General features: G+C 74.7%; 12 protein-coding genes. 9 read left to right on the top strand and 3 right to left on the bottom strand.

Annotated elements, in window-relative coordinates; genetic code table 11:
* Window positions 1-42 precede the first annotated feature (42 nt).
* A complete protein-coding gene (locus CS2_RS00120; protein WP_070318377.1) occupies window positions 43-933 on the top strand; it encodes a universal stress protein in 891 nt (296 codons plus the stop codon).
* A gap of 13 nt (window positions 934-946) precedes the next feature.
* Here CS2_RS00120 and CS2_RS18675 read toward each other — a convergent pair whose 3' ends face one another.
* Complete coding sequence (locus CS2_RS18675) at window positions 947-1,114, bottom strand: hypothetical protein (RefSeq protein ID WP_156441924.1); 168 nt, start codon at window positions 1,112-1,114, stop codon at window positions 947-949.
* An 81-nt stretch (window positions 1,115-1,195) separates the two neighbouring features.
* Here CS2_RS18675 and prfB point away from each other — a divergent pair, with 81 nt between their 5' ends.
* The 6 genes from prfB (at window position 1,196) to CS2_RS00150 (ending at window position 8,067) form a co-directional block, all read left to right on the top strand.
* Window positions 1,196-2,311, top strand: a complete 1,116-nt coding sequence (gene prfB, locus CS2_RS00125) for a peptide chain release factor 2 (RefSeq protein WP_070318378.1) — start codon at window positions 1,196-1,198, stop codon at window positions 2,309-2,311.
* A 188-nt stretch (window positions 2,312-2,499) separates the two neighbouring features.
* Window positions 2,500-3,189 carry a cell division ATP-binding protein FtsE gene (gene ftsE, locus CS2_RS00130; RefSeq protein WP_046527935.1) on the top strand — a complete coding sequence of 230 codons (690 nt, stop codon included), beginning with the start codon at window positions 2,500-2,502 and terminating at the stop codon, window positions 3,187-3,189.
* 12 nt (window positions 3,190-3,201) lie between these two features.
* Complete coding sequence (gene ftsX, locus CS2_RS00135) at window positions 3,202-4,116, top strand: permease-like cell division protein FtsX (RefSeq protein WP_046527936.1); 915 nt, start codon at window positions 3,202-3,204, stop codon at window positions 4,114-4,116.
* 2 nt (window positions 4,117-4,118) lie between these two features.
* The gene (locus tag CS2_RS00140; protein ID WP_070318379.1) at window positions 4,119-5,537 is read left to right on the top strand and encodes a M23 family metallopeptidase; all 1,419 of its coding nucleotides are present in this window, start codon (window positions 4,119-4,121) and stop codon (window positions 5,535-5,537) included.
* A gap of 137 nt (window positions 5,538-5,674) precedes the next feature.
* Window positions 5,675-6,151, top strand: coding sequence for an SsrA-binding protein SmpB (gene smpB, locus CS2_RS00145; RefSeq protein WP_082131306.1), 477 nt, complete (start codon window positions 5,675-5,677; stop codon window positions 6,149-6,151).
* The gene (locus CS2_RS00150) at window positions 6,148-8,067 is read left to right on the top strand and encodes a DUF2207 domain-containing protein (RefSeq protein WP_070318380.1); all 1,920 of its coding nucleotides are present in this window, start codon (window positions 6,148-6,150) and stop codon (window positions 8,065-8,067) included. The genes smpB and CS2_RS00150 overlap by 4 nt, the downstream gene beginning before the upstream one ends.
* 44 nt (window positions 8,068-8,111) lie before the next feature.
* On the opposite strand, the gene CS2_RS00155 is transcribed toward CS2_RS00150, so the two are convergent.
* Entirely contained in the window at window positions 8,112-9,461 is a 1,350-nt protein-coding gene (locus CS2_RS00155; protein WP_070318381.1) for an NAD(P)/FAD-dependent oxidoreductase, read from the bottom strand.
* Between the two features lie 220 nt (window positions 9,462-9,681).
* Between CS2_RS00155 and CS2_RS00160 the strand changes: the two genes are divergently transcribed.
* Both CS2_RS00160 and CS2_RS00165 read left to right on the top strand, forming a co-directional pair.
* On the top strand, window positions 9,682-9,915 hold the full coding sequence (locus CS2_RS00160; RefSeq protein ID WP_070318382.1) for a DUF6480 family protein: 234 nt from the start codon (window positions 9,682-9,684) through the stop codon (window positions 9,913-9,915).
* Window positions 9,916-10,216: 301 nt separating this feature from the next.
* Complete coding sequence (locus tag CS2_RS00165; protein WP_082739548.1) at window positions 10,217-10,999, top strand: YwiC-like family protein; 783 nt, start codon at window positions 10,217-10,219, stop codon at window positions 10,997-10,999.
* Here the strand turns inward: CS2_RS00165 and CS2_RS00170 are convergent.
* The gene (locus CS2_RS00170; protein ID WP_156441925.1) at window positions 10,971-11,741 is read right to left on the bottom strand and encodes a hypothetical protein; all 771 of its coding nucleotides are present in this window, start codon (window positions 11,739-11,741) and stop codon (window positions 10,971-10,973) included. The two genes, CS2_RS00165 and CS2_RS00170, sit on opposite strands and share 29 nt — an antisense overlap.
* Window positions 11,742-11,776 lie beyond the last annotated feature (35 nt).

An 11,776-nucleotide genomic window follows, 5' to 3' on the forward strand; every position in this document is an offset into this window, starting at 1 on the left:
CGCGCGACGATCGGAGCACGGCCGAGCCTCGGGGAGGGCGCGATGGGCACGCACGTGGTGGTCGGGTACGACGGGTCGCCGGAGGCGGTCTCGGCGGTGCGGTGGGCGGCGGTCGCGGCCCACCGGCTGGGCGCGGAGCTGCGGGTCGTGCACGTGTGGGGGCTGCAGGGGCAGCTCGACGTGCCGCCGCTGCGCACCGCGTCGGCGTACGTCCGGCAGGGTGCGCAGGAGGTCGCGGACGAGGGCGCGCAGGTCGCGCGCGAGCAGTCGCCCGGGCTCGCCGTCACCGCGGTCCTCGACGACGGCCCGCCCGCGCGCACGCTCGTCGGGCTCGCGCAGGACGCACGGCTGCTCGTCGTCGGACGGCAGGGCGCGGGGCGGCTGTCGGGCGTGCTGCTCGGGTCGGTGTCGCTCGGCGTGCTGCAGCACGCGCCGTGCCCCGTCGTGGTGGTGCCCCGCACGCAGGTCGCGCCGCAGCCCACCGGGCACGTCGTCGTCGGCGTCGACGGGTCGGCGGCCTCGTTCGCCGCGGTCGACGCCGCCGTCACGGGCGCCGACGCGATCGCCACCAGCACCGCGACCCGGCTCACCGTCGTCGCGTGCTGGCAGGAGCCTCCCACCAACCGCTCGCTCGTGTCCTGGCTCGCCGAGCAGCCCGGCACGTCGCCGGCCGACCTCGCGCGGCAGGCCGCCGAGCGGGCGCTCGACGCCGCGCTCGTGCGGCTCGCGGGCGCCGAGGGCGTCACCGTGGACGGCGTCGTCGCGGAGGGGCCGGCGGCCCGCGTGCTCGCGCAGCACGCCGAGCGCGCCGACCTGCTCGTCGTCGGCACGCGGGGCCTCGGCGGCCTGGGCGGGCTCGTGCTCGGCTCGGTCAGCCAGTGGCTCGTCGCGCGTGCGGCGTGCCCCGTCCTCGTCGCGCGCGGCGCCGCCTGAACCCCGCCGCGCCTCAGACGGGCCCGGGTGGCGTGCCGCCGCGCACCACCGGCCGGGCGGGCACCACGGCCCGGCCGCCCGCGCCGACCACGGGCGGGGCGACGGGCAGGTCGCGCGCGTGCCGGCGGGCGCCGACGGACGCGCCGCGGACGAGCCGGGCCGCGTCGTCGCGACGCGTCACGACCCGGTGTCGCCCCCGCGTCGTCCGGGCGCGTCGCCGCACGCCCGTTCGTGCGGCGCGGAGCGGGTAGCCTGGACCGCCGTGGCCACCACCGACTTCCCCGCCGAGCTCCGCGACCTGCGCACCACGCTGGACTCCATCGAGTCGGTGAGCGACCCCACGGCGCTGCGGGCGAAGATCGCCGAGCTCTCCGAGCAGGCGTCCGCCCCCGACCTGTGGGACGACCCCGAGGCCGCCCAGAAGGTCACGAGCGCGCTGTCCGCCGCGCAGTCCGAGCTCGACCGCGTCACGCGCCTGCGCGGCCGCATCGACGACCTCGAGACGCTCGTCGAGATGGCCGCCGAGGAGGACGACGAGGACACCCTCGCCGAGGCCGAGGCCGAGCTCGTCGGCATCCGCAAGGACCTCGGCGAGCTCGAGGTCCGCACGCTGCTCGCGGGCGAGTACGACCAGCGCGAGGCCGTCGTCACGATCCGCGCCGGCGCCGGCGGCGTCGACGCCGCCGACTTCGCCGAGATGCTGCTGCGCATGTACCTGCGCTGGGCCGAGCGCCACGGCTACCCGACGACCGTGCTCGACACGTCGTACGCCGAGGAGGCCGGGCTCAAGTCCGCGACGTTCGAGGTCAAGGCGCCCTACGCGTTCGGGCACCTGTCGGTCGAGGCCGGCACGCACCGCCTCGTGCGGATCTCGCCGTTCGACAACCAGGGGCGACGTCAGACGTCGTTCGCCGCCGTCGAGGTCATCCCGCTCATCGAGCAGACCGACTCCATCGAGATCCCCGAGTCCGAGATCAAGGTCGACGTGTTCCGCTCGTCCGGCCCCGGCGGGCAGTCCGTCAACACGACCGACTCCGCGGTCCGCATGACGCACATCCCCACCGGCATCGTCGTGTCGATGCAGAACGAGAAGTCGCAGATCCAGAACCGCGCCGCCGCGCTGCGCGTCCTGCAGTCGAGGCTCCTGCTCGTGCGCAAGGCCGAGGAGGACGCCAAGAAGAAGGAGCTCGCGGGCGACATCAAGGCGTCCTGGGGCGACCAGATGCGCTCGTACGTGCTGCAGCCGTACCAGATGGTCAAGGACCTGCGCACCGAGCACGAGGTCGGCAACCCGGCCGCGGTGTTCGACGGCGACATCGACGACTTCATCGAGGCCGGCGTGCGCTGGCGCCGGGCGCAGCAGGTCGCGGACGCCTGAGCCCGCCGACCCGTCCCGGACGCACGTCCGGGACGGAACGGGACGAGTCGGGCGTCGCGCGTGATTCACAGGCGACGGGGCGGCGTGTCCTGCGCCCGAGCGGGTGAACGCCTTCCTACCCTCGATGGGGCTCGCGGACCGCGGGCCGTCGGGGGCGTGCCCCCCGAGAGGACGAGGCGAGGTCGGTCGTGATCCGGTTCGAGAACGTGACGAAGGTCTACGCGCGCGGCGCACGGCCCGCGCTGGACCGGGTGACGCTCGACGTCGAGCGCGGCGAGTTCGTGTTCCTCGTGGGCGCGTCCGGGTCCGGCAAGTCGACGTTCCTGCGGCTCGTGCTGCGCGAGGAGCGCGCGTCGGCCGGCAAGGTGTTCGTCGCCGGCAAGGAGCTCGGGACGCTGTCCGGCTTCAAGGTCCCGCACCTGCGCCGGCAGATCGGCGCGGTCTTCCAGGACTTCCGCCTGCTGCCCAACAAGACCGTCTTCGAGAACGTCGCGTTCGCGCTGCAGGTCATCGGCAAGCCGCGTCACCACATCCTCACGACCGTGCCCGACGTGCTCGACATGGTCGGGCTCGCCGGCAAGGAGAAGCGTCGCCCGCACGAGCTGTCGGGCGGTGAGCAGCAGCGCGTCGCGATCGCGCGCGCGTTCGTCAACCGGCCGTCGATCCTGCTGGCCGACGAGCCCACCGGCAACCTCGACCCGACGACGTCCCTGGGGATCATGCGCCTGCTCGACCGCATCAACCGCACCGGCACCACGGTCGTCATGGCCACGCACGACGACGAGATCGTCGACCAGATGCGCAAGCGCGTGGTCGAGCTGTCGACCGGTGAGCTCGTGCGCGACCAGTCGCGCGGCGTCTACGGCTCGGACCGCTGAGGGGATCGGGAGATGCGCGCCCAGTTCATCCTGTCCGAGATCGGCATCGGCCTGCGCCGCAACCTGTCGATGACCGTGTCGGTCGTGCTCGTGACGTTCGTGTGCCTGACCTTCCTCGGTGCCGCCGCGCTGCTGCAGACGCAGATCGGCAAGATGAAGGACGACTTCTACGACAAGGTCGAGGTCTCGGTCTTCCTGTGCCCCGAGAACTCCGCGGCGCCCACGTGCGCGGCCGGTGAGGTGACGCAGGAGCAGCGCGACGACATCCTCGCGGCGCTCGACGCGCCCGACGTCGCGCGCTACGTCGAGCAGATCTTCACCGAGTCGAAGGAGGAGGCGTACGAGACGTTCAAGCGGCAGTGGGGCGACCAGTTCTGGGCGTCGGCCGCCACCGCCGACGACATGAACTCGTCGCTGCGCATCAAGCTCACGGACCCCGAGCAGTACCAGGTCGTCGCCGACGTCGTGTCCGGCCGCCCGGGCGTCGAGTCGGTGCAGGACCAGCGGCGGCTGTTCGACAACCTCTTCCTCGTGCTCGACCGCGCCACGTGGGCCGCCGGCGGGCTCGCCGCGATCATGCTGCTCGCGGCCGTGCTGCTCATCACCACCACGATCCGGCTGTCCGCTCTCAGCCGCCGCCGTGAGACCGGCATCATGCGCCTCGTCGGTGCGTCCACGCTGTTCATCCAGCTGCCGTTCATGCTCGAGGGCGCGATCGCTGCGACGCTCGGCGCGGGGCTCGCGATCGGCGGCCTGTGGCTCGGGGTCGAATACCTCGTCACCGACTGGCTCGGCAAGTCCGTGACGTGGATCCCGTACGTCGGGACGTCGGACGTCCTGACGATCGCACCGCTCCTGGTGCTCGTCGCGTTCGTGCTCGCCGCGATCTCGTCCCTCGTCACCCTCAGCCGCTACACGAAGGTGTGAGCATGCGCCGACCCGACCGTCCCTCCCGCACCCGCCGCGCGCTGCACGCAGGCGTCGCGCTCGTCGCCGCGCTCGCGGTCGCCGTCCCGGCGCTCGTCGCCGGCTCGGCGCCGGCGCTCGCCGACGACCTGTCGAACAAGCGCGCCGACGTCGAGCGCCGCCAGGCCGAGGCCGACCAGCGCGCCGCGGCCCTCGAGGAGACGCTCGAGGAGCTCGGCGGCGAGCTCGCGGACGCGGTCGCCCGGCTCGCGGAGGTCGAGGCGCAGCTGCCCGCCGCGCAGAGCAGGCTCGACGAGGCCGTCGCCGCCGCGCAGGCCGCGCAGCGCGAGGCCGAGATCCTCGCCGCACGGCTGCAGGCGGCGCGCGACGAGGAGGCGTCGATCGGCGACCAGATCGTCGTCGACGGCGAGCGCGAGCAGGAGATCCGTGCGGCCATCGGCCAGATGGCGCGCAGCGCCTACCAGGGCGGGCGTGACGTCTCCAGCATGAGCGTGATGCTCGACGCGGAGAGCTCGCAGGACTTCGTCCGCAAGTACGGGCTCGTGTCCACGGCGATGCGCACGCAGACGCAGGTGCTCGACGAGCTCACCGAGCTCGCGGCCCGGAACAAGAACGCGCAGGCGCGGCAGCAGGCGGTGCGCGAGAAGGTCGACGAGCTCAAGGCCGCGGCCGACCAGAAGCTCGCCGAGGCGCAGCAGGCGCAGGCCGAGGCGGCCAGCGCCAAGCAGGCGCTCGACCAGCTCGTGGCCGAGCAGCAGGAGCGCCAGGCGGCCATCGCGGGCCGCAAGGCCGAGGTCGAGGCGCAGGCCGCGGCCGCGGACGCCGAGCGGGGCAAGCTCGCGGGCGAGCTCGCGCAGATCGTCGAGCAGCAGCGTCAGCAGCGCGAGGCCGAGGAGGCTGCGCGGCGCGCGGCCGCCCAGAACAACAACAACAACGGCGGCGGTGGCGGCGGTACGGGTACCGGTGGCGGGGGCGGCGGCACGAGCCCGCAGCCCGGCGGTGCGCGCCCCGGCGCGAAGTTCGGCAACCCCACCGCGCACAACCCGATCTACGTGACCTCCGAGTACGGCATGCGCATGCACCCCGTGCTGGGCTACATGCGCATGCACGCCGGCATCGACCTGCGCGACCGGTGCGGCGAGCCCGTCTACGCGGGCCGCGACGGGACCGTGCAGTGGGCCCGGTTCCGCAGCGGGTACGGCAACCAGGTGATGGTCGACCACGGCTGGGTCGACGGGTCGTCGCTCATGTCGAGCTACAACCACATGTCGTCGTTCGTCGTCGGCGCCGGGGCGCGCGTGAGCGCCGGCCAGCTGCTCGGCTACGCGGGAAACACCGGCACGTCGGCGGCCTGCCACCTGCACTTCGAGGTGTACGTCAACGGCTCGACGACCAACCCGCGGCCGTACCTGGGGCTGTGACCTGCGCGTCGTCCGCGGATTCCCGTGGGACGACGCGGGTGGGCGCCGGTAGTGTCGGACGTCGGCGGTCGTGAGGACTGCCGCGACGACCGCCCGCGAACCGGGCACGGGACAGCACAGGGACGGAGGGCCGCGCGGTGGCGAAGGCGAAGGTGGACGGCCGCACGATGGTCGCCGCCAACCGCAAGGCGCGGCACGACTACCTGATCCAGGACGTGTTCGAGGCCGGCCTGGTGCTCACGGGCACCGAGGTCAAGGCGCTGCGCGCCGGCCGCGCGTCGCTGGTGGACGGCTGGGGCGAGATCGAGTCGGGCGAGGCGTGGCTGCACGGCGTGCACATCCCCGAGTACTCGCAGGGCACGTGGACCAACCACGCGCCGCGGCGCAAGCGCAAGATGCTGCTGCACCGCGAGGAGATCGAGCGGCTCGAGGCGCGCACGCGCGAGAAGGGGCACACGATCGTGCCGCTCGCGCTGTACTTCCTCGACGGCCGCGCCAAGGTCGAGATCGCGCTGGCGATCGGCAAGAAGGACTGGGACAAGCGCCAGGCCCTGCGCGAGCGGCAGGACAACCTCGAGGCGCAGCGAGCGATGAGGGAGCGACGCGACCGGTGACCGACGTGCGTCCGGACGGATCCGACCCTGTTCTGGCGCGTGCGGTGCGGCGGCTCGCCGTGCTCGCCCTCGTGCTCGTCGTGGCGCTGGGGGTGATCCTGCTCGCGCCGCCCGTGGCGCTCGCGGCGCCCGCGCCCGGCGACCTGTCCAGCGGGCGGGAGATCACGCGCTACGACGTGACGGCCGACGCGGCCGTCGACGGCAGCGTCGACGTGCGCATCGAGCTCGACTTCGACTACGGCGACGACCCGGGGCACGGGCCGTACCTCACGTTCCCGACGCGGGTGTCCTACGACGACGAGCAGGACCGCGTGTTCGAGTTCAGCGACGTGCGGGCGTCGAGCCCCACGGGCGCGCCGGCCGGCGTGGACCGCGAGGACGAGACGTCGGCGATGGTCCTGCGCATCGGGGACGAGGACGTCGACGACGTCACGGGCGTGCAGACGTACGTCGTGACCTTCACCGTCGACGGCTGGATCAACCCCGCGAACGCGCAGCACTCGGGCGACGAGCTGTACTGGAACGTCATCGGCCCCGGGTGGGAGATCCCGCTGTCGCAGCTGTCGGTCACCGTGTCGGGGCCCGCGCCCGTCGAGGGCGCCGCGTGCTTCGTGGGCCCGTACGGCTCGACGACGCCCTGCCGGTCGGTGACGACCGACGGGGGGACGGCGTCGTTCACGCAGGACGTCGTGACGGTCGGCGACCAGCTGACGACCGTCACCGGGTGGCCCGGCGGCACGTTCCCGGGCGTGCAGCCGATCCTGCGCCCCAAGCCCGACCCGACGCTGCCGCTCGCACCGGCCAACCCCGCCGGGGCGTTGGCGGGCGCGCTGCTGCTGGTCGGCAGCGGCCTGGTCGTGCGGCGCGTGCGCCGCACGGGCCGGGACCGCGCGTACCTCGGCCTGACGCCCGGGCTGCGCCCGGCCGACGGCCAGGAGGTCGCGACGGGGTACCGCGACCGCCGCATGCCCGTGAGCGTGCAGTTCCAGCCGCCGCAGGACGCGCGGCCGGGGGAGATCGGCACGCTCGTCGACGAGAAGGCCGACCCCGTCGACGTCACGGCGACCATCGTCGACCTCGCGGTGCGCGGCTGGCTGCGCATCGAGGAGGTGCCGCGGTCCAACCCGAAGAAGAAGCCCAAGGACTGGACGCTGGTGCGCCTGCGCGCCGGCACCGAGGGTCTGCTGCCGTTCGAGGCGTGGCTGCTGTCCGACCTGTTCGAGGAGGAGGACCGCGTCCAGCTGTCCGACCTGAGCACGACGTTCGCGTCGTCGCTCGCCAAGGTGCAGGACATGATGTACGAGCACGTCGCGAGCGTCGGCTGGTTCCGCGGCAACCCCAAGAAGGTGCGCAACGCGTGGCTCGCATCGGCGTTCGGGATCATGGGGCTCGGCGTCGCGGTGGCGCTCGTCGCGATGGCGATCGAGACGGTCCCCGGGCTGGCGCTCGTGGGCATCGCGATCACGCTGGTCGGGGTGCTGGTGCTCGCGGTGTCCAACCGGGCGCCCGCGCGCACGGCCGACGGCACCGCGGTGCTGGCCCAGGCCCTCGGGTTCCGCCGGTACCTCGCGACGGCCGAGGCGAACCAGCTGCGGTTCGAGGAGGGCGAGGACGTCTTCAGCCGGTACCTGCCGTACGCGATCGTGTTCGGCCTGACCGACCGGTGGGCGCGCGTGTTCGCCGAGCTCGCCGCGCAGGGGCGCGTGCTCGAGCAGCCCGGCTGGTACGTCGGGTCGTACGCGCCGACCGCGCACGCGTTCTGGGCCACGGGGTTCGTGGGCGCGCTCGACCGCTTCGAGTCCGTCGCGACGTCGGCCATCACGGCACCCACGCCGGGGTCCTCGGGCGGGTCCGGGTTCAGCGGCGGCGGGTTCTCCGGCGGTGGCGTCGGCGGCGGGGGCGGCGGGGGCTGGTGAGCCCGCGCCCGTGACGCGTGCCGCGGCCGGTGCGGCCGGTCGGGTCAGCCGGCCGCGTCGCGTGCGCCGAGCGCGGCGTCGCCCGTGCGGCGCAGCACGTTGCGCGCCACCACCTGCTGCCACGTCGACGCGCGCTCGGCGCGGCCCCGCCCGACGAACGACACCGCCCAGTGCAGCAGGGTCGTCAGCCGGTTCTTGAAGCCCACCAGGTACACGAGGTGCACGCCGAGCCACAGCGCCCACGCGGCCACGCCCGCGGTGCGCACGGGCCCCACCTGCGCGACCGCGAAGAACCGCGACACCGTCGCCATGCTGCCCTTGTCGCGGTAGACGAACCGCTGCCCCGTCGGCTCGCCGCGCACGCGCGCCGCGATCTGCCCGGCCGCGTGCTGCCCGCTCTGGATCGCGACCTGCGCGACGCCCGGCAGGTCGTCGAGGCTCATGAGGTCCCCGACGACGAACACCTCGGGGTGGCCCGGCAGCGTGCAGTCCGGCGCGACGCGCACGCGCCCGGCCCGGTCGGTCTCGGCGCCCGACCGCTCGGCGAGCACGCGCCCGAGCGGCGCGCCCGCGACACCCGCCGCCCACACCTTGCACACCGTCGGGATCTCGCGGCGGCGGCCGTCGGCGTCCTCGACCGTCACCGACCGGGCGTCGAGCTCGACGACCTTCCAGCCCGTCCACAGCTCGACGCCCAGCCGGTCGAGCTCGCGCGCCGCGGCCGACGCGAGCCGCTCCGGGTACCCGGGCAGCACGTGCTCCACCGGGTCGACGAGCAGCACGCGCGCGCGGGCCGGGTCGGCGCGGCGGAACTGCCCGGGCAGCACGCGGTGCGCGAGCTCGGCGACCTGCCCCGCCATCTCGACGCCCGTCGGCCCGGCGCCGACCACGACGAACGTCAGCAGCCGGTCCGCGACCTCGGGGTCGTCCGTGAGCTCGGCCAGCTCGAACGCCCCCAGCACGCGCGCGCGGACCTCCATCGCGTCGTCGAGGCTCTTGAGACCGGGCGCGTGCTCGGCGAACTCGTCGCGGCCGAAGTACGACTGCCCGGCGCCTGCCGCCACGACCAGCGAGTCGTAGCGCGTGCGGACCTCGCCCAGCGGTGAGCGGTGCACGACCTCGCGCGCGTCGAGGTCGACGTCCTCGACCACGCCCAGCAGCACGCGGGCGTTGCGCTGGCGCCGCAGCACGTCGCGCGTCGCGGGTGCGATCTCGCCCGACGACAGGATGCCCGTCGCCACCTGGTAGAGCAGGGGCTGGAACAGGTGGTGGTTGACGCCGCTGATGACCGTGACGCGCACGCCGGGCACGTCCGCCAGCGCGCGCGTCGCGAACAGGCCGCCGAACCCGGACCCGACGACGACCACGTCGTGCGGGCGCTGCGTCGGTGCCATGGCGGCCTCCTGGTCGCGGTCGGGGGTCGTGCCTCGACGCTACGGGCGCCGCGCGCCGGACGCGCGTCGGTGGGCGGTTCGGACGCCCTGCGGACCCGGTGCGTCCGGCGCCCCGCGGCGGCAGGACGTCGTGGGCGCCGTCACGGGCGTGGGCGCCGTTCAGGTTGCCGGCGTGGCGTCCTCGGGCGAGCGTGGAGGGGACGCCGACGAGAGGACCCGCATGACGGCCAGCACCCCCGACCCGGATCCCGACACCACGCCCGGCCTCGAGCCCGGCGGGTCGGTCGCGCCCGGGGACACGCCGCCGGTGGAGTCGTCGACGTCGGGTGCGTCGGACCGGCAGCCGCCGACCGGGTCGACCGGGGCCAACTGGGTCGCCTACGCCGTCGTCGGGGTCGCCGTGGTGCTCGTGGGTCTGTTCTTCGTCGGGTACGTGGTGGGCCTCGCGGACTGACGCGACCGGCCACGGGTCGCGAGGCGCGGGCGTGACGCGTGCGTCGACGGCGGTGGCCGGTGCGACGTCGGTCGGGGCGCCCGGGCGGTCCGGCGTCGGAGCGGGTCCCCCGGCGCGGGGAGTGTGTGGCGTTGCGGCTGTCAGGTGGCCGCAACGCCGCACGGCATCGACGGTCGTCGGCGACAGCGGGGCTCGGTCACGCGCTCGGCAGGGCGCCAGGACGGCGAGCCGCCGGGCACGGCTCCGCGCGAGGGACCACCGTCCCGGGTACGCGACGTGGGCCCACCGTTAGCGTGACCCGATGACCGCACCGCCGACGTCCGTGACGGCGACCGTGCCGCGAACCCCGCGACGCCGCCGGCCGTCGCAGGGCTGGGTGCCGCGGCAGCACGGGGCGTGGGCGATGCTCGTGGTCCCGCCGGTGGTCGGCGCCACGATGGCCGGCTGGACGTGGCGGCACGCGCTGCTGATGGCGGCGTGGCTCGTCGGGTACCTCGCGTACCACGCCGCGGGGATCTGGCTCCGGTCGGGACGCCGCGCACGGTACGTGCGCCCGGTCCTCGTCTACGGGGGCGCCGGTGTCGTGCTGCTGGCCGCGCTCGTGGCGTCGGCTCCGCGGCTGGTGCTGTGGTCGCCGGCGTTCGCGGTGCTGCTCGGCGTGAGCCTCGTGGCGTCGCTGCGGCGGGCCGACCGGTCGTGGTGGAACGACACCGTCACGATCCTCGCGGCGGCCCTGCTGACGCCCGTGGCCGCCGGGCTCGGTGCGTCGGTGGTCGCACCGGGCCGACTGTGGACCGCCACGGCGGTACTCGCCGCGTACTTCTTGGGCACCGTCCCGTACGTGAAGTGCCTCATCCGCGACCGCGACGACCCGCGCGTGCGCCGCGTGTCCGTCGCGTACCACGTCGTGGTCGCGGTGCTCGGGGCGCTGCTCGACCCCGTGCTGGGTGCGGTCGGCGTGCTGCTCGTGCTGCGTGCCGTCGTCGTGCCGTGGCGGTGGACGCGGCTGCGTCCCGGACCGATCGGCGCGGGCGAGGTCCTCGCGACCGTGGTCGTCACGGTGGCGGTGCTGCTGCGGGTGTGACGTCGCCGGCCCGGGGAGGGACACGGAAGCCGAGCAGCATCGTGACGATCCCGGCGAGCGCGGTGATCGACCCGGCCCGGACGGTCATCGGCCCCGGGCCTGGTCGCGTCCACGCGTCGACCAGCAGCGGGAGGAGGCCGCGCGTCGCGCCGTCGCGGGACTCGGCGGCCGTCACGGCGTCGACCGCGCCGCCGCCGATCAGCAGGGCGAGTCCCGCCACGATGACCACGACGCCGATCGCCACGACGCGGTCGCCGCCGACGGACCGCGCCGCGACCCGGGCGAGCAGCGCGATGCCGCCCAGCAGCATCGCCGGGACGCCCACGGCCAGCGCCACGACGGGCCACACGAGGTGGACGCCCGTCGCGACGAGCAGCGCGTCGCCCCACGGCGACTCGAAGCCGACAGTCGCCGCGACGACCCCCAGCAGGCAGCCGTGGACCAGGCTGAGGCCCAACGACCACCACACGGACGTGACGGTCGTGTCGTAGCAGCGGGCCCACCGCGGGCCCGACGTCCGGCGCCACGTGCCGACGAGCATCACGACGACGGCCGACGCCGTGACCAGGGCCGAGACCAGCGAGCCGGTGTCGCCCGACGGTCCCAGGGTGCGTGCCGTGAGGGACACGACGAGAGCCGTGACGGGCGCCCACCAGGGCAGCGAGCGCCACGGGACACCGGCGGCGCGTGAGACGACCCGGGGGTCGAGGTCCGGGGAGCCCTGATCTCGTGCGCCTGCCACGGCCGACACCGTAGTGACGCGGCGGTGCCCCGGGT

Origin of the sequence: Cellulomonas iranensis NBRC 101100 = JCM 18110 (assembly GCF_001552375.1) — a bacterium.
GTDB classification, from domain to species: domain Bacteria; phylum Actinomycetota; class Actinomycetes; order Actinomycetales; family Cellulomonadaceae; genus Cellulomonas; species Cellulomonas iranensis.